The 17,675-nt window shown below is 66.6% G+C and carries 17 protein-coding genes; 2 read left to right on the plus strand and 15 right to left on the minus strand.

Annotated features, from left to right (window positions below; translation table 11 throughout):
- The first annotated feature begins 281 nt into the window (after window positions 1-281).
- A complete protein-coding gene (locus tag NTCA1_RS24400; RefSeq protein ID WP_159832070.1) occupies window positions 282-1,073 on the plus strand; it encodes a hypothetical protein in 792 nt (263 codons plus the stop codon).
- Between the two features lie 27 nt (window positions 1,074-1,100).
- Here the strand turns inward: NTCA1_RS24400 and NTCA1_RS24405 are convergent, their stop codons facing one another.
- Complete coding sequence (locus NTCA1_RS24405; RefSeq protein ID WP_086493639.1) at window positions 1,101-1,562, minus strand: Lrp/AsnC family transcriptional regulator; 462 nt, start codon at window positions 1,560-1,562, stop codon at window positions 1,101-1,103.
- 136 nt (window positions 1,563-1,698) lie between these two features.
- Between NTCA1_RS24405 and NTCA1_RS24410 the strand changes: the two genes are divergently transcribed.
- Window positions 1,699-2,751, plus strand: coding sequence for a Glu/Leu/Phe/Val dehydrogenase (locus NTCA1_RS24410; RefSeq protein ID WP_159832071.1), 1,053 nt, complete (start codon window positions 1,699-1,701; stop codon window positions 2,749-2,751).
- 65 nt (window positions 2,752-2,816) lie between these two features.
- Here NTCA1_RS24410 and NTCA1_RS24415 read toward each other — a convergent pair whose 3' ends face one another.
- From NTCA1_RS24415 to NTCA1_RS24480, 14 genes are all read right to left on the minus strand, one after another.
- Window positions 2,817-3,737 (minus strand): diguanylate cyclase, encoded by a 921-nt coding sequence (locus NTCA1_RS24415; protein ID WP_086493641.1) that lies wholly within the window; start codon window positions 3,735-3,737, stop codon window positions 2,817-2,819.
- The gene (locus tag NTCA1_RS24420; protein ID WP_159832072.1) at window positions 3,734-6,688 is read right to left on the minus strand and encodes a response regulator; all 2,955 of its coding nucleotides are present in this window, start codon (window positions 6,686-6,688) and stop codon (window positions 3,734-3,736) included. Before NTCA1_RS24420 ends, NTCA1_RS24415 begins: the two co-directional genes overlap by 4 nt.
- Complete coding sequence (locus tag NTCA1_RS24425) at window positions 6,685-7,062, minus strand: hypothetical protein (RefSeq protein ID WP_159832073.1); 378 nt, start codon at window positions 7,060-7,062, stop codon at window positions 6,685-6,687. The genes NTCA1_RS24420 and NTCA1_RS24425 overlap by 4 nt, the downstream gene beginning before the upstream one ends.
- Before the next feature lie 157 nt (window positions 7,063-7,219).
- Window positions 7,220-8,449, minus strand: a complete 1,230-nt coding sequence (locus NTCA1_RS24430) for a GGDEF domain-containing protein (RefSeq protein ID WP_159832074.1) — start codon at window positions 8,447-8,449, stop codon at window positions 7,220-7,222.
- A gap of 117 nt (window positions 8,450-8,566) precedes the next feature.
- A complete protein-coding gene (locus NTCA1_RS24435) occupies window positions 8,567-9,598 on the minus strand; it encodes a response regulator (protein WP_236549552.1) in 1,032 nt (343 codons plus the stop codon).
- 37 nt (window positions 9,599-9,635) lie between these two features.
- Entirely contained in the window at window positions 9,636-10,097 is a 462-nt protein-coding gene (locus NTCA1_RS24440) for a hypothetical protein (RefSeq protein WP_159832075.1), read from the minus strand.
- The gene (locus NTCA1_RS24445; protein ID WP_159832089.1) at window positions 10,098-10,484 is read right to left on the minus strand and encodes a TadE/TadG family type IV pilus assembly protein; all 387 of its coding nucleotides are present in this window, start codon (window positions 10,482-10,484) and stop codon (window positions 10,098-10,100) included. It abuts the gene before it with no gap.
- 51 nt (window positions 10,485-10,535) lie between these two features.
- Complete coding sequence (locus tag NTCA1_RS24450; RefSeq protein WP_159832076.1) at window positions 10,536-10,712, minus strand: Flp family type IVb pilin; 177 nt, start codon at window positions 10,710-10,712, stop codon at window positions 10,536-10,538.
- A gap of 76 nt (window positions 10,713-10,788) precedes the next feature.
- On the minus strand, window positions 10,789-12,645 hold the full coding sequence (locus tag NTCA1_RS24455) for a TadG family pilus assembly protein (RefSeq protein ID WP_236549554.1): 1,857 nt from the start codon (window positions 12,643-12,645) through the stop codon (window positions 10,789-10,791).
- Window positions 12,646-12,647: 2 nt separating this feature from the next.
- The gene (locus NTCA1_RS24460) at window positions 12,648-13,361 is read right to left on the minus strand and encodes a tetratricopeptide repeat protein (RefSeq protein ID WP_236549555.1); all 714 of its coding nucleotides are present in this window, start codon (window positions 13,359-13,361) and stop codon (window positions 12,648-12,650) included.
- On the minus strand, window positions 13,358-14,251 hold the full coding sequence (locus tag NTCA1_RS24465) for a type II secretion system F family protein (protein WP_159832077.1): 894 nt from the start codon (window positions 14,249-14,251) through the stop codon (window positions 13,358-13,360). Before NTCA1_RS24465 ends, NTCA1_RS24460 begins: the two co-directional genes overlap by 4 nt.
- Complete coding sequence (locus NTCA1_RS24470) at window positions 14,251-15,153, minus strand: type II secretion system F family protein (RefSeq protein ID WP_159832078.1); 903 nt, start codon at window positions 15,151-15,153, stop codon at window positions 14,251-14,253. Before NTCA1_RS24470 ends, NTCA1_RS24465 begins: the two co-directional genes overlap by 1 nt.
- Window positions 15,147-16,499, minus strand: coding sequence for a CpaF family protein (locus tag NTCA1_RS24475; protein WP_159832079.1), 1,353 nt, complete (start codon window positions 16,497-16,499; stop codon window positions 15,147-15,149). Before NTCA1_RS24475 ends, NTCA1_RS24470 begins: the two co-directional genes overlap by 7 nt.
- Entirely contained in the window at window positions 16,496-17,674 is a 1,179-nt protein-coding gene (locus tag NTCA1_RS24480) for a histidine kinase (protein WP_159832080.1), read from the minus strand. The genes NTCA1_RS24475 and NTCA1_RS24480 overlap by 4 nt, the downstream gene beginning before the upstream one ends.
- Window position 17,675: the final 1 nt, after the last annotated feature.

Genomic DNA, 17,675 nt, shown 5'->3' on the forward strand with positions numbered 1-17,675 from the left:
TCCCCGCTTTCTTGCGATGGGGGAACAAGCTGTCCGTCTCTGTTGGCGACCGTAGCAACCAAGCGGTCCGCTGCGGTGAGAGGCCCTCTAAGACCACCCCATGATTCGGTCAACACGCTAATTTCAAAAAAATGACTTCTTTCAAAAAAACCACAGTTTACCGCGGGGTTCACTCTCCTGTGGACGTCCGATCTCCCGGATTCCGCCATCGCCGATCCATCGGGAGGCTGGTCACGCATCGCCCAATCACGATAAGCCTTTCGGGACAGGAGGGCCGGACCTTGGACATCGAAGGCGAAGATATCAGCGGCGAGGATATCCTGCCCCTGCTTCACAGACCCGACGGGCAGCGCCTGGCGGACAGCCTGATCGGCGCGGGCTTCTATATGGACGATCCCGAGGCGATAGCGACGATCATCGCAGTCGATCCCCGCAGCCGGGCCGTTCGGGTCGAAACGCCAGGCGGCCAATCGCGAAACCTTCCCTTCGCGTCCGGCTATGTCCTGCTAACCCCCGCCCTTGTCTCGGCGATAGCCTTCCTGCGCACGCCTGCCGACGAGGAGCGTGACAGGATGCGCCGCAAGATCGCCGCATTCGGCTTCCGCTCGAAAATCGAGGACGACGAACTGCCCGGCCTGCTGGCTGCGGTCGAGGCTGCCCATGCCTATCGGCTGCCGTGGCGGGAGGAACGCTTCGAAGGCCTGCGTCTGGTCCGCAAGTACGGCTCTGCGCGGGAGGAGGCGAAACTGCTCACCGCGTGGCTTGAAGGGGCTGACGATCCTCCGCCCGGCGATATGGTCATCGCGCTGGTTTCGGCACTGCGCGAAACCGGGCATCCGATCGAGGCGCTCGCCCGAACCGACCTGGTAACGCGCAAGGCCAACGGCCTCGACCGCAAGGAAACCTGCATCCTCCTCACCCAGCGTGGCGCGCTCTGGCTTGACCGCTACGAACTGGAGCACGATCCCGAATTTCTCGACCGGGCCCGGCAATGCGCCAAGCGAAGCTGGGCGATCGAACCGGGCGAGGAATGCAGCATGCTCTACAACCGCATTCGCAAGCTGGAAGGCTGACAGAGACGGCTGCGGATTACCCAGCCTTCATATCGGCAACTCCGTCGTCGCCTTGATTTCGGACAGGGCGACGATAGAGTTGAGTTCCTGCACCCCGGGAAGCTGGGAAAGCTTCTCGAAGAAGAACTTTTCGTAAGCCTCGATGTCGGCGGCGACGACGCGGATCAGGAAGTCGATCGAGCCCATCAGCACATAGCAGTCCAGCACCTCGGGAAATTCCCGGATCTTGGCGGAGAACTCGTCGAGATTGGCGCGGCCGTGGGCGTTGAGTTTCACCTGGGCAAAGACATGCGCATCGAGACCCACTTTCTTGCGGTCCACCAGCGCGACCCGGCGCTTGATGTAGCCTTCGCGCTCCAGTCGGTCGATCCGGCGCCAGCAGGGCGAGGAAGACAGCCCCACCCGCTCGGCGATCTGCGCCGTGGTCTGGCTCGCGTCGCGCTGCAATTCGCGGAGAATCTTCAGCTCATAAGGGTCGAGATCGGTCATTTTTTTCTCATATCATGATTTTCACGGTCAGTCTTGCTCGCAAATTCGCCTTCGGGCTCGAAATGAGGTGAGAATGCCCCCGCCTCACCTGCAATAATCGCCTCGGCAATCACGCCATCCTGACTGGAGTTCGAAAATGGTCGCCCGCGCCAGCCGCATGACGCCGCCGATGGAATATGTCCGTCTCTACGACGAAGCAGCCGGTCTAGACGGGGTGATCGCGATTCACTCGACCGCGCGCGGGCCCGCTGCCGGTGGCTGCCGGTTCTGGACCTACCCCGACGAGAGCGCCGCCATGGCCGATGCCGTGCGCCTTGCCGAAGGCATGAGCTACAAGAACGCCATGGCCGAACTGCCCTTCGGCGGCGGCAAGGCCGTGCTGCGCCGCCCGGCCGGAGCGTTCGACCGCGCCGCGCTGTTCGAAGCCTTCGGCCAGGCGGTGGAGCGTCTCGAAGGTCGCTACGTCACGGCCGAGGACGTCGGCACCAGCGTGGCCGACATGGAACTGGTGGCCCGTCATACCAGCCATGTCGCCGGTCGCACCGCCCTTGCCGGCCGCGCCGGCGGCGATCCTTCGCCCTGGACCGCGCTCGGCGTGTTCGAAGCCATGCGCGCGGCCGCCGCGTTCCAGTCCGGCAGCACGCTTTCCAGCATGACCGTCGCGGTGCTGGGTGTCGGCAATGTCGGCGCGCACTTGTGCGACCTTCTGGCCGAAGCCGGTGCGCAGCTGGTCGTCGCTGACATCGACCCGGCCCGCTGCGCCCGCATGGCCGAGGTCCACGGCGCCCGCGTGGTCGCGATCGACGAGATCGCCGGTGTCGCCGCCGATATCTTCGCGCCTTGCGCACTGGGCGGCGCGCTTGATGTCGCCACGGTCGGCGCGCTTCGCGCGAAGCTCGTCTGCGGCGCGGCGAACAACCAGCTTGCCGGAGAGGAAATCGCCGGCCTGCTGCTTGAACGCGGCGTGACTTACGTTCCCGACTATGTCGCCAATGCGGGCGGGATCATCAATGTCGCGGCCGAATACCTGCAAGAAAGCGCCGACGAAGTACGCCAGCGCGTGGTGCAGATCGGCCCGCGCGTCGCGGCCGTGCTTGAGGAAGCCGCGCGCGACGGCCTTGCCCCGTCGGTCGTGGCGGATCGTACCGCCGAGCGCCTGATGCAGGAGCGCGTGGCCGAACCGGCCTGATCGCCCCGGATCCCCGAGAGCGCCGTCCCGGACATCACCCGGGGCGGCGCTTTCGATTCATGCCCTTACCCCACGCAGGGAACCTCGAATTCCGTCGCCACGATCCGGTCGCGCCCGCTGACCTTGCTGAGATAGAGCTGCTTGTCCGCTTCGGCGATCCAGCGCTCCGGGTTGGTTTCGCCCGAGCACCGCGCCGAAGCGACGCCGACGCTGACCGTGACGCAGGGGCTGACTTTCGAGGATTCGTGCGGGATCTGCAGCGCATTGACCTGGCGCCGGATCTCTTCCGCCACTTGCCGCGCCGTGGCCGGATCGGCGCCGGGCAGGATGCAGACGAATTCCTCTCCGCCATAGCGCGCGGTTACAGCCGTCATCCGCCGCAGCGCCCTGTTGAGCGAGGCCGCGATCATCACGATGCAGCGATCCCCCGCGACATGGCCGTAAGTGTCGTTGAACTGCTTGAAGAAATCGATGTCGAGCATGATCACCGAGAGCCAGTCCCCGGTCCGGCACAGGCGCACCCATTCGCCTTCCAGCGTCCGCTCCAGCTGGCGGCGGTTGCTGAGGCCGGTGAGCGCGTCGGTCACGGCCAGTTCCGCCAGCTTGTCGCGCAGGCGCTTCAGCTCGACATGGTTGCCCACCCGCGCGCGCAGGATGGCGGGCTGGATCGGCTTGGCCACATAGTCGATCGCGCCGAGCGAAAGCCCGCGCATCTCGTCCTCGCTGTCGCCCAGGCCGGTCATGAAGATCACCGGCACATCCGCCAGCACGGGATCGACCTTGAGCTGGCGGCATACCTCGAACCCGTCGAGGCCGGGCAGCATGATATCGAGCAGGATCAAGTCGGGATCGACCGAACGCGCCGTATCGATCGCCTCCTCGCCCGACGTAGCAAAGCAGACGTCGTAATCGTCCTCCAGCACGGCATTCATGATTTCGATATTGGCCACATCGTCATCGACGACGAGAATGGTCGCTTTGGTCACGAAGGAATTCCTTGAGAGACGGAGGCTTCCGGGGCTCCAGCCATGTCATGCACAGTCATATCACCCAGCAGGGCCAGGGCGCTAACGTAGTCCAGCCGCTGCAAGGCCTGATGCAGAGGGTGGGCGGCGCGTTCGGCAGGGTCCAGACCCATGACTTTCGCCAGCCGGTCGAATTCAGTGCGCGCACCCAGGCTCCTGCGCAGCAACAGCGCCCGCAGGTTCTCCCGCTCTTCCTCGAAGCGCGTCGCGGCGAAGACACTGTCAGCAGGAACGGGCGAGACATCGGTTGTCGGCACTTCCGGTTCCACTTCGGCCAGACACCGCGCCGCAGCCACGGCCCGTTCCAGTTCCGGTTCGAGCACGGCGATAGCCGCTTCGGCCGAGGCGGAATCTTCCTTCGCCAGCAGCTGTTCCACGTCCGCCGCACGGGCCTGAAGCGCGCGCAGTTCTAGCGAGCCCGCCACGCCCTTGAGGCTGTGCGCGAGGCGGCGCGCATCGGCGACCTCGCCCGCCGCGATCCGGTCCCGGATGTCCTGCCCCGCCGCGCCATAGGTCACCGCGAAACTGAGGATCAGCTTGCGCAGGAGGCTGGCCTTGCCGTTCACCCGCTTCAGGGCTTCGGCCACATCGAACGGCCCCAGCCGTTCTGGCAGTTCACCGGCCCCGGACACGCGCTCAAGGACGACCGCAGGCTGCGGCGAAGCCTGAACCTCCGGCAAGCAGCCTTCGCGCGCGGGCTTCAGCCAGCGATTGAGCGTCAGGATCAGTTGCCGCGGATCGACCGGCTTGGCGACATGATCGTTCATCCCGACATCGAGGCAGCGCTGGCGCTCCGCCTCGAAGGCGTGGGCGGTGATGGCGATGACGGGCAGTTCCTCGATCGGCCAAGTCCGGCGGATGATCGTCGTCGCCTCGATCCCGTCCATCTCGGGCATCTGCACGTCCATCAGCACACCGGCATAGGCCCGGCCGTTCTGCTCCACTTTCTCGCAGGCGATGCGGCCGTTCTCGGCGCTGTCGACCACCAGCCCGGCATGGGTGAGCAGTTCGGTCGCGATCTCGCGGTTGATCTCGTTATCCTCGACCAGCAGCACGCGCAGACCGCGCAGCGGCGGATCGACCAGGCCTTCCGCCGTCGCCATCTCGGATTCCGGCGACCTCGGCAAGGCGACAGACTCCTCTGCGACATTATCGGGCAGAGCGGCGGAGGGAAGCACCACAGCCTCCGACTGCTGACGCGCCTCGGCAAAGAGCGAGGTGATCGTCTCCAACAGGGCGTGCGGCTCGATCGGCTTGGTGAGAAAGGCGGAAACGCCCGCCTCGCCTGCCTCGGCCGCCATTTCGTCCACCGAATAGGCGGTGACGATCAGCGTGACGGGCGAAGGCGCGCCGTGCTGCATGTGGCGAAGGCGGCGCACCGCCTCCATGCCGTCCATTCCCGGCATCTTCCAGTCGAGCAGGACGAGATCGTAGGGCGCCTGATCCTGTGCCGCGCTGCCGAATGCCGCCACGGCTTCCTCGCCCGAGGCCACGAGGTCCACTCCCATATCCCAGCCTTCGAAGATCTCCTCCACCAACTGGCGGGCGGCGGCATTGTCGTCCGCCGCCAGCACGCGCAGCGCGCGGATATGGGCGGCCGGTACGTTGCCCTCGCCCGATGCCCTGCCGGTGGCGAAGCGCATGCGACAGGTGAACGTACTGCCCAGACCCGGCGCGCTATCGACCCGGATGTCCCCGTCCATCTGCTCCACGATCTGCCGGCAGATCGCCAGCCCCAGCCCGGTGCCGCCGAAGCGCCGCGTGGTGGAATTGTCGCCCTGGGAGAAGGACCGGAACAGGCCCGCCTGCTGCTCGGCGCTCATGCCGATGCCATGATCCCGCACGGCCAGCGCCACTTCCACCATTTCATCACCGGACGAGAGCAAGTCTGCCGTGATCGTCACCGCGCCGCGATCGGAAAACTTCACGGCATTGCTGAGCAGGTTGAGCACGACTTGCGAGAAACGCAGTTCGTCGCCCACCACGCTGACCGGAAGCCGGTGATCGGTCTGCAGGACAATCTGCACGCCCTTGCCCGCCGCTTCCACCGAAAGCAGCTGGATCTGCCCGGCGATCGCCGCGCGAAGATCGAAAGGCCGCGCTTCGAGCGTGAGCTTGCCCGCCTCGTTCTTCGAATAGTCGAGAATATCGTTGATCAGCCGCAGCAGGGAGCCGCCCGCACTGCCGATCCGCTCGACATAGCCGCGCTGCCGCTCGTCCAACCGGGTACGCGACATGAGGTGGCAGAAGCCGAGGATCGCGTTCATCGGCGTGCGGATCTCGTGGCTCATATTGGCCAGGAACATGCTTTTCGCCCGCGTCGCGTCTTCCGCCTCGCGCGTGCGTTCCTCCAGCGCGGCGTTCTTGGCGACGATCTCCTCGCTCATCCGTGCGCTCTGCGCGAAACTGGCGAGCAGCATGTTGTTCAGCCAGATCAGCACGCCGGTCTGGAAGGCGACGATCGTGGCATGGAGCAGGACCCGCTCCAGATTGCCCGCGCCGGGAAACACCGCATAGGGCAGCAGATAGAGCAGCAGCAGATGGTGCGCGGCGATGGCGGCGGCGGCGACGAGGATCGCGGCCCGGTCGAGCCAGGCGATCGTCAGCGCCAGCATCGCGAAGAAGTACATGTGCATGTCCATCTGCCACGGATGCCCGCGCAGAAGGAACAGCAGCATGGCCGGCTCCGCCATGAGCGCCACGGCCGAAAGATAGCGCGTGGCGGGCGCGCTGCCGAAGCGCCTCCAGGTGAGGTGATAGGCCCCGGCGACGACGGCCGCCGCCAGTCCGGCATGCAGTGCCGAAAGACCCATCGCCTGCGCCACGGCCGCCTGAAGCAGGACATGGCCCCAGAGCAGGGGCACGAGGAAATGGCCGAAACGGGCCCGCAACCGGTCCAGCGCGGCGTTCATGACAGGGCCTCGACCGTTTCGGAGCAGCCCGGGGCCAGCGGCGCGGGCTCGACCAGCCAGGCCCCGGCGGCGCGGAGCCGCGCCGGGAAAGCGGCATCCGTGGAGGAGGCGAAGACCACGTTGCCGAAATTGCCCCCGCGCACGAGCGTGCCGTTCACCGAACGAACGAGGGCGATCGTGCGACCCTGCGTCCAGCCCGGCGGCGTCACCACCACGAACGTGTCGTCCGTGGCATTGCTCCAGATCGACGAGAGAAGCAGCGCGAGCAGCCCGGCCGCAAGCAGGCAGGCCGCAGGCACAAGATCGCGCGCACGGAAGGCCTCTGCTTTCCCGCCGGACGGCTGCGCCGCGTCATGGACATCCTGACTTCGCACTTCACGGTTTTTCGATCGCAAGCTTGTCCCCCCGGACCAAAGCGATAGCGTTATGCTCTTCAGGTATTGTTTTAGTAAATCTTTCTCAAGTCAGCTTTGCGTATTCGCGATCAACCGAACGTTGCATTCGATTGTACAGAAAAGAAATCGATTTTCTTTATCGAAGCGGCAGGGCTTCGCGCGCTTTTGCGAGGTCGATGGGGGTTTTCACGCGCGGCGCGGCTTCCGGCAAGGCGCGGTCCCAGGCCTGCGATTCGGCTGCGACTTCGCGGTGGCTCGCACGGTTGCGGCCCTGGCGCTTGGCGTCATAGAGCGCGCGGTCGGCAACTGCGGACAGGGCCTCCAGTTCGACGGCGCCCCCGGCGTGCGTCGCGCAGCCGACGCTCAGGGTGCCGCCGTCGCCGCGCCCACCAACGCGCGCGAAACCGCTACAGAGTGCCTTGGCCAGAGTCAGGGCCGCAAACGTATCCGTTTTCGGCAGGAGGACCGCGAACTCGTCTCCACCCAGCCGCCCCCACACGGCGTGGCGGGGGAGCGTGGAATTGAGAAAGACGCCCAGCGCCACCAGCAGGCGGTCGCCCTCGGGGTGACCGTAGCCGTCGTTGATCTGCTTGAAATGATCGATGTCGAGCAGCAGCAGCGCATCCGGTCCCGCTTCTTCCGCCAAGGCCGCGCAGGCGCGCGCTTCGAAACCGCGGCGGTTGAGCAGGCCGGTCAGCGGATCGTGCTCGGCCAGACGCACGATGCTGCGCTCGCGCCGCTGGCGCAGGGCCACGACGATCGACAGCGCCAGCGCCACTTCCATCATGATCCCCTCGAACAGCGAGATCGAGATCATCAGCCCGCTATAGTTCGAAAGGCTGATGAAGGCGCCGGGAACGAACGCCGTGAGCGTCTTGAACAGGTAGAACCCGCCGTGGCCGAGGAAGGCATAGGCCAGCAGGGTGGAATCCGGGTTGCGATGCCCCCGCAGCCCGCCCAGCATCTGCGCCGACTTGAGCGAAAGCACCGCCACGAGCAGCGCGTTCATCAACGAAAGGATCTGGGTGCGCGAAGCGCCGTCGGGAATTGCCAGCATCAGCCCCCATGCGGGCAGTACCAGACACCAGGCCGGAGAGATCCGGCGGCTGAGAAAGGCCGTCGTGCCGAACAGGAAAGCCAGGTGTGCCAGCACCAGCAGGCCGTTGGCCAGCCAGACCCCGGCGATGAAGAAGCCCGCCTCGCGCAGGGGCGTGATCGCGCAGCCTACGACGATCGCGGCAAAGCCCGCGCTCCAGTAGGCCAGCGATCGCTCGCGCAGAAGGTGCCATTCGAAAAGCAGGAACGCCGACGCCACGAAGGCGACGGCGTTCGTCATGAACAGCATTGTACGGGGTTCGATGATCATGGAGGAGATTCGCGCTGGATAGGACAGCGGCTTGGTTAACGATCGTTTGTAAACAAACCGTTCAACCTCTCCGACGACACGGCGCCGAGCCCTGTTCCGGCCCGGCCCTCAAGCCTTTCATTTGGCGGCCGATTTCGCCCGCTGGCGCAGTTGCTCGCTGAGATATTCCAGCAGCGGGCCTTCGAACTTCGGGTTGATCACCAGGAAATGGCGGCGCCGGTCGTGCTCGTCCGGCAGGCGGCACAGGACGCTTTCGCCCACCAGGCGGCGGACCAGCCGCAAGGCCGTGCTCATCGGCGCGCCGGAGGCGATGCAGGCACTGGATACCGAAACACGGCGCCCTTCGATCTTCGCCAGCAGCAGGTCGAGCAGCATTTCCCAAGCGGGATCACCGAAGAGTTCGCCCCCGCCGATTTCGCGCCGCTTCATCTCCTTGCGCAAAAGCTCGCGGATATAGTCGGTCAATTGGGCCGCTTCCGGGATTGCCGGGATCTCGGCAGGCGGCGCGGGCCTGTCCGCCCCACGTTCGGGTTCGCGTTCCGGTTCGAGATCACCCGCGCGGAACTTGGGCTGCGCCGCCGGATCGTCCATCAGCATGGCCAGCCGTTGCAGTTCGGTGCTGAGACTGGACATCTTGCCGAGCAGCGTTTCACGCGCGTCGGGCGTCTGGCGCAGGCCCTTGATGCGCTGGAGGGCCTGGCGCAGATCGTTCTGGTTGATCGGCTTTTCCAGGAAATCGACCGCGGATGCCCGCATCGCGTCGATGGCGACATCCTTGCTGGCATAGCCGGTGGCCATGATGAACTGGAGCCGCAGGCCGCGCGCCTCGGCATTGCGGCCGAGGGCGTGGATCAGGGCGATGCCGTCCTGCTCTGGCATGTTGTAATCGACGATGGCGATCGAGATTTCGTTGGCCTCGAACAGGGCCATGGCCTCTTCGGGGCTGGTGGCGACGACCGGATCGTAGCCCATCAGCTTCAGGCTGAACGCGCATTCGCTGGCGAAATCCTCGTCGTCATCGACGATCAGGACGGGTTCCGGCAGGAGCGATTCGTCCGGCGACGGCTCCTCGTCCGCACCGGCCTGCGACTGCGATGCGTTGAGCATGGCTCCGAGGCGCGAACGCCAGCTTGGGTTCATTACGTTCATCGGCACATCCAACCCCGCCGAAGCGCGGGTTCCCCTTTCAGATTGACGGCAGAACCTGCTGCAGGCCCACGCAGAAGATGGCGACGGCGACAATCGCACCCGAATCGGGGCGACGCGCGGCCGTGCGGAATTGCTGTGCGGTTGCCACGACCAGCAGGGTCATGGCCGTGATCGCGATCATAGTCAGCGCGCCGAACGGGCCGAGCCAAGTGGCGCCGGCGGCCAGCAGCTTGATCTGACTACCGGTAAGCAGCCGCAGACCGAGACCCGCGCGCAGGCCTGCCACGCCGGCGGCCACCAGCAGCAGGCATCCGGCGCCTGCCAGCGCGGACCAGCCGAGCGCAGGGATGCCGCCGCCCAGCGCCGCGAAACTCAGGCCACCGGCCGCGATCACGAAATAGAGCAGATCGGGCGGGCGGCGCCCCTCCCACGGCATGATGACCGCAGGCAGGAGCAAAACAATCAGCAAGGCCAGATTGAAATAACTCAGACCAGCCATTCAGTATCCCCCATTGGTAACGACGACGCTGGCTTCCACGTTCGACGACGGCAGGGGAACGATCTTCCCATATTTCATTATTGGACTGCCGCCCATGTCATAGCTGACTTTTACTTTGAACGCACCCACGCCATCGGACGAAGCGGTTATTAAAGGCGTTGTATTGCCACCAAGAATACGTCCGTAGCCGTCTAACACCTGTCTTGCGCGTGTTTGCGCCAGTTCGATGCGTTCGCTGGTGGAAAGCCCGGCAACGGCAGCCCGCGCGCCTTCCGCCGCGGCCTGCCGCACACCGATCACGGCACTGAAATAGAGCGAATAGATGATGATCCCAAAGACAAGGGCCAGCAGCGCCGGAGCGAGGAAGACAAACTCCAGCGCCGCCATTCCGCGTTCGCATTTCAGCAGGTTCTGGGCCGATTTGCGCAAGATCACCTCTTAGCTCGTGAAGTTATCGATCATTAGCTGAAAGGCGCCGGTCAGACCGCCACTGAACGCTGTGCCGATGCTGCTAATTGCTCCCACAACAATCGCTCCCAATACCGCGTATTCCACGGCTGTAAGACCGCATTCGTCGCCAAGAAGACGACCGAAAAGCTTACGAATGGTGATCATGACTCAATACTCCCCAAATCCTCCGATTAAATTTCCGCAACCGCTTGGAGGTTCACGGGTGCGGTCTTCACAAAAACTAAATCAAAACAGGCACTCCGCAGCGCGCGCCGGTGGTCCAGACAGTGGCGCTGCCGACTTGTACGCCCAGCGCCGCCAGCACGTTCGTCAGCAGCGGATCGACCACGGTGCCCACCAGATTGGTCACCGGCCCGATCACGGCGGGCAGAACCGTATCCGTCACCGCATTCAGGCCGCTGGCTTCGAGCAGGTTGCAGGCGATCAGGCAGGTCCCGCCGATCTTCACCTGAACGTCGAGTCCCCCTGAACCGAGCAGGCTGGTCGTCAGGCTGCTCACGGTCTGGCCGAGCTGCACGGAATTGCCGACGGTCTGCCCGCTCGTCGGCGCCACAGGGGTTCCCGCACCGGGGCCGAAAGTCAGCATGGCATCGCTAGGCCCGCTGCCGGTGACCGGCTGCACTACCGCCCTGCCCTTCACCTGCGCCGAGACGAGGCTGCCGAGCAGTTCGTTGCCGAGCAGGTGAACGCTGAGGATATTGGCCTGCCTGATGTCGCTTGCGGCGAGCACCGGCAGCGACTTGTCCATCGCGTCGAACGCGGTATCGCCGATATAGGCATTGACCGCGCCCGAGCGGACCCGGACTTTGACCAGGGTGTCGCGCGCCTGCTCGGTGGAGCCGGAGCAATCGATTTCGCTGACTTCGGCCTGGGCCGCGCCGACATCGACGATCACGGGAAGATGCACGCTGACCGAGGCAATCGCCAGGTTGACGGGTAGGTCTATCATTACCCCGATGCGCAAGGCCGACGTGCCCGCCCGGGCTTCTCCGGCAGGGCCGAAGGCGAAGCGCGGGCGATCTCCCGCGCCGCTGGAGGTAAGGCCGATCTTCACCGTGCTGACCGGCACCAGCAGGCTCACCGCCTTGGACAAGTCGATGGCGGTCGGCCCGGACTGCACGGCGTAAGTGATCAGCGCATAGGCATTCATGCCCGCTCGCAGCGCAGGCTTTTCATCGGCCTCGCCCACCGGCATGTTCTTCCACACGCCCAGCCCGAACAGTCCGCCGAAAGGCACCTTGTAGCCATTGCCGACCTGCCGCGCGAAGACGCGAAGGGCCGCTGCGGTTTCGGGCGTGGCGGCGGCATCGGCGGCCGCCTCGGCAATGTCCTTCAGGCCGTGCGAGCGGTTCATCAGGTCGCCGTAAGTGCCAGAGAACCCCTCCTTCTCGGCAAGGGCATCGAAGAACAGCCCGGCATCGACATTGCCCTGCATCAGCCCGCGCACATCGGTACGGCCGAGCGAGATGGGGATGCCGAGCAGGCCGCCCAGCAACCCGTTGACCACCTGGACCAGCGGCGTGGTCACGGGATCGAGCAGGGGCGAGACGACCTTGGTGAGCACGTCCGACGTGACGCTGACGCCCGCCTCATCGATCCGCGCCGCCGAAGCCGTGGCGCCAAGGTCGGGGATCGGGCTCGATTCGCCCAGGATTCCGGTCAGGAAGCGGCGGGCAGGCTTGCCGGTGACGAGGCGGACGGCATTGGCATAGCCGTTGCCGGGGCAGCGGGTCATCGTCGGGTCGAAGCGCTGACCGGCGGTCTGGCCGATGTCCGCGCAATAGCGGCCGATCTCGACCGTCTTCAGCACCGAGGGATCGTAGCCGTTGCGCGTCAGGTAGTCTTCGGCGCGCGCCTTGGCCTGGTAGGGATTCATCGCGGCCGAAAGAGCGGCCGCTTCGGTCGCGGCGCGGAGGTCCCGGCCGCCCTGGTAATAGAGGCCCACATCCAGCGCCAGACCCGCCGCGCCCAGCAGCGACACGCCCAGCACCGCCACCATCGGCCCGATCACGCCGCTTTCGTCGTGGCCCAGATCGCGAAGCGGGCGGAGTTTCAGGGGGGTGCGGAGGCGCGCCACGGTCAGTTCCCGCGCAGTGCCGTTGCCGGAGGCGCGGCAAAAAGCGCGGCCTGCTCGTCGATCTGGGCGTGCAGGGCGGCCCTGGCCGAGGCATCGCGCAGGGTGGCCAGCAGCGCATCGGCCTCTCCGCGCCGTCCGGCCACCGTCAGCGCCAGCGCCAGATTGTTGCGCACCACCTCGTTGCCCGGCGCAAGGTCGCGCGCGGCCTTCAGCGCTTCCACGGCCTGCGCCGCTTCTCCGCCGCGCAGCAGCGCATAGCCGAGCGCATTGCTGGCCAGCGGATCGGCAGGGCTGGCCCGCAGCGCGGCGCGGTATTGCTCCGCCGCCGCCTGCCAGCTTCCCTGCGCGGCAAGGACATGACCGCGTACCGCCTGCGCCTCGGCGCTGCGGTCCGACGCGGGGATCTGCGCAAGGGCGGCGGCGGCCTGATCGGTCTGGCCCAGATCGAGCAGGCAATTTATGCGCAGGATGCGCGATTCCCTGTCGCCCGGATATTGCCGGTCGAAATCGTCGAGAAAGGCCAGTGCCGCGCGCTGGCGGCCATCCTTGCGGGCCTGCTGGATCAGCACGAGATAGAGCTGGCGGGTCGAGCCGGATGCCTCGGCTCCGAGAGCTTCGGCAGCCATGGCCCGGCCCGCCAGCGGGGGGGACACGAGAGAACCGCCGCCCAGCGACAGGGCAGCGAGAACGGCACAATACAGACGACGATCGGTCATCCCTTTACACTCCCCAAAGTGTCGAGAATGGCAGCGACCGGCGGGCCCGCGAGCACGATGAACAGCGCCGGCATGAAGAATACGAGCATCAGGATCACCATGCGCACGGTGATCGTGCCGATCGCCTCACGGGCACGGGCGACGCGGCGCTGGGAGAATTCGCGCACGAATTCGCGCAGGGCCGGAACCAGTTCCATGCCGTGGAACAGCGACTGACGGAACACGGTGGCCAGTTCGCGCGAACCCGTGACGGCCACGCGCGCGGCCCAGCGGTCGAAAGCGAGCTGATAATCCTGCCCCCGGTCGAGATCCTCCACCAGCATGGCCACGAGGCGGGCATGGTTGGGCACGGCCACCCGCTCCTCGCGGGCGATGCCGCGAAAGCACTGGTCGAGCGAGACGCCGCTTTCGAGCATCATCAGCATGAGGTCGAGCAGGAAGGGGAACTCGGCGGTAAGGATGCGCTCGCGCGATGCAGCGCGCATGCGCAGCGCATACTTGGCGCCGATATAGGTCAGGCCCGACAAGGCCAGCGTCGGGAACGGCGGGCTCAGCGGATTGCCGTTCACGACAAGACAGGTCAGCATCGAGGCCAGCGCCACGACGCCGGTCGCGGCCAGGCGCAGCCAGGCGAAGGCTTCCAGCGCGCCGGGTTCGAAATAGCCGGCCTTGCGCAGTTTCTGCTCGATTTCCTCGCGGTCCCGCCCGCGCACGACGAAAATGCGCGGCAGCGGGAAGCGCAAGGCGGCGGACGTGACGCTGCGCCTCGCCTGCCCGTCGATCCGCTGGCGCAGCCGGGCGTCGGCGTCGAGCATGCGCAGGCCCAGCACGACGAGCACGAGGCTGCCTGCGGCCAGCGCGAAAAGCAGGAGAGCGGTCAGCGGGGGCATCAGAACTCCAGCCTCAGCATGCGGCGGATGATCAGGATGCCGATCGCCTCCAGCCCGATCGCCATCATCGACAGCGACTGGCCGCGCGGATCCTTGACGAAGAAATCGAGATAGGCCGGGTTCATCAACACCAGACCGACCATCGCCAGGAGCGGCATGGCGATCAGCACCCGCGAGCTGACCCTGGCCTCCGACGTGGCGGCCACCAATTCACGGCGGATGCGGAGCCGCTCGCGCAGGATCTGGGCGAGGTTGGTGAAGACCGCGCCGATCGAGCCGCCGTAGCGCAAGTTGGTGCGGATGGCGGCGGCGATCATCGACACTTCGGGAACCTGGAGGCGATCCGCGAGCTGCTGCATCGTCTCCGCCACGGGCGCGCCCATCTCCAGCCGCCGCGCGGCCGTGTCGAAGAAGGAGCGCACCACCGGCGAAGCGTCCGCAAGGGCGCGGGAAAGTGCCTGGGAGAGCGAATTGCCCACCGCCTGAAGCTGGCGCACACCATCGAGATAGAGCGGCAGCGCCTCGGTCAGGGCGTCCACCCGCTTGCGGGCGCGCCCGCGCAGCCACGAGAGCGCCGCCATCGGCAGGCCGAGCAGCACCGCCAGCGCGAGAGCCGGTCCCGCCGCGAGCAGTACCGCCAGGACCAGCGCGAACCCGGCAGCGGCAAGGATGCGCACGGTCTGCACCGTCACTTCGAGCTGCGCCTGTGCCAGCAGCGGGGCGATGCGTTCGGGCACCGAGATCGCGGCAGCGGCCCGCGCAGGTGCCGTTCCCGGCGCGCTCAGCCCGGCCAGCCGCCGATCCACGGCGGCAAGGCCGCGCGCCCGCTCGCTCAGCAGCGCGAAGGCCACCGCGCCCAGGATCAGCAGGGCCAGGATCAGATAGGCCGCGCCTTTCACCATCCTGCCGATACTCCCCGAAGGGTACTGGTCGCCGGATAGTCCTTGAGCCGGGCGGCGTGATAGGGGCGCGGCGACAGCGTCTGGAACGTGCCTTCGCCCGTCATCGGCGGCTGCTCGTCGAAGCGGAAAAGTTCGTTCAGCGTGAAGGCCTCGCCTTCGGTGCCGGTCACTTCGCTGATCGAGGTGACGCGGCGCACGCCGCTGGAAAGGCGCTGGATATTGACGATGACGTGGATGCTGTTGGCCACGAAGCGCCGCACCGCGCGCACGTCGTTCTGCTGCCCCGCGAAGCCCAGCAGCATTTCGAGGCGGGCCAGTGCGTCGCGCGGCGAATTGCCGTGGAGCGTCGCCATCGAGCCGTCGTGGCCGGTGGACATGGCCTGGAGCATCTCCACCGCCTCCACCCCGCGCACTTCGCCCAGGATGATGCGGTCGGGCCGCATGCGCAGGGCATTGCGGAGGAGATCGCGCGCGCTCACCTCGCGGCTGCCGTCCACGCTGGGCGGGCGGGTTTCCAGCCGCACGACATGGTCCTGACAGAGTTGCAGCTCGGCGGCGTCCTCGATGGTGACGAGGCGCTCGCGGTTGCTGATGCAGCCGGACAGCACGTTGAGCAGGGTCGACTTGCCCGCGCCGGTGCCGCCGCAGATCAGGACGTTGAGCCGCGAGCGCACGGCGGCGGCAAGGTAGGTCGCCATGGCCGCGCTCATCACCCCGCCCGCCACGCAGTCGTCGAGGGTCAGGGCCTGGAGGCGGAACTTGCGGATCGAGACCAGCGGGCCGTCCAGCGCGATCGGTGGGATGACGATGTTCACGCGCGATCCGTCCGCCAGGCGGGCGTCGCAGAACGGCGTCGCCTCGTCCACGCGGCGACCGATCGGGCCGACGATGCGCTGGATGATGTTCATGAGGTGCGCATCGTCGCGAAACCGCGTTTCCACGCGTTCCAGCAGGCCTGCGCGCTCGGCGTAGATCGTATGGGCGCCGTTGACGATGATATCGTCGATAGACCCGTCGCGCAGCAGCGGCGCGAGTGGGCCGAGGCCCACTACTTCGTCTTCCACGTCCTCGATCAGCAGGAGCCGCTCCGCGCTGTTGAGCGCCAGCTGGCCCCGGCGGCTGCGGCTGTTGATGACCTGCTCTATCTCGTGCCGCAAGGTTCGCTGGTCGAGCGATTCCGCCGTCACGCCCTGCGCCTCGAGCTGTTCGATGACCTGCTGGCAGGTGATCGCCTTGACCGCCTGATAGCTGTCGCTCATGCGCTGGGCGGAAGGCTGGGCCACCGCGGGCTTGCGGCGGCCTGCGGCGAAGCCCTCCTGCATTTCCTCGGTGGTCAGGAGGCTCATGCGCTGCGCTCCACCGAACGCAGGATGGCGCGGCGCATGCGGTCAAGGCTACTGCCGGCAAGCCCGCTGCCCGACCGTGCCGGAGCAGCGATATTGCAGGCGCGGCGCACCGCCTGGACATAAGGGCCGCTTTCACGGTCGAAGATCAGCGGACGGCCCGCGTTCAGGGCATTGGCCGCCCTCACCCGGTCGGTCGGCACGCCCATCACCGCCTCCACGCCCAGCACATCGGCCATGCGGCGACCGTCGAGCAGGATGCGCGGTTCATAGTCCCAGACCAGCAGGCGCATGCGCCCGGCGCTGGCGGTATCGAGCGCGATCTTGTCCAGCAGGCGGCGGCAGGCTTCCAGCTCGCGGATAGACTGGCTGCACACGATCTCGATCGCCTGCGCCTGCGAGGCCAGCTCGCGCAGCAGCCCGCCGTGGCGCAGGCTGCCCGCCGAGACCACCACTTGCGCGAAATTGGCGCGCAGCAACTGTATCAGGCCGACCACGTCGTTGGGGCCGACCCCGGCCGGTTCCGCGCCGGTGCCGCCGTCGAAGGTGAGCAGCGAAAGCCCGCTTGCCTCGTGCCGCGACAGCGCATCGGACAGCAGGCTGGTGTCCATGCGGTCGAGGTCGGCCACGGCCGAAGCGATGCCGTAGTCCACCTTGAGATCGAGATAGGCCTCGGCCGTGCTGGTGGGCAGGGTGAAGTCCACCAGCAGGGTCGGTGTCTGGTCCTGGCTATAGGCAAGCGCCATGTCGGTCGCCAGCATTGGCAGGGCCTCGCGGTCGTTGCCGAGCACGATGGTCAGCCGCCCCAGCCGCCCCTGGGTGGTGAGCGCGCTGTTCATCACCCGCGTCAGGATCTCGGAGACTTCCGCGCCTGCGGCCCCGCGCGGCAAGACGTCGGCCGCCCCCGCACGGATCGCCTGGAGCACTTGCCCGGCGTACATGTCCTCGGTGGCGACCACCACCGCGCGGCCCGGCGCCATCTGCGCCACTTCGCCGATCGCGGAGGACAGCGAACGTTCGGCCGGAACGGAGGCATGGTCGATCACGACGATGCCCGGCCCGTCGAGATCGCTGTGTTCCAGCGACTGGACCATGTCGACCGGGACATGTTCGCCCATGGCATCGGCAATGCGCTGGGCCAGGGTGCGGTCTACCGAAAGGAGGTGGATCTTGGGCATG

Source organism: Novosphingobium sp. TCA1 (assembly GCF_009811895.1).
GTDB lineage: Bacteria > Pseudomonadota > Alphaproteobacteria > Sphingomonadales > Sphingomonadaceae > Novosphingobium > Novosphingobium panipatense_A.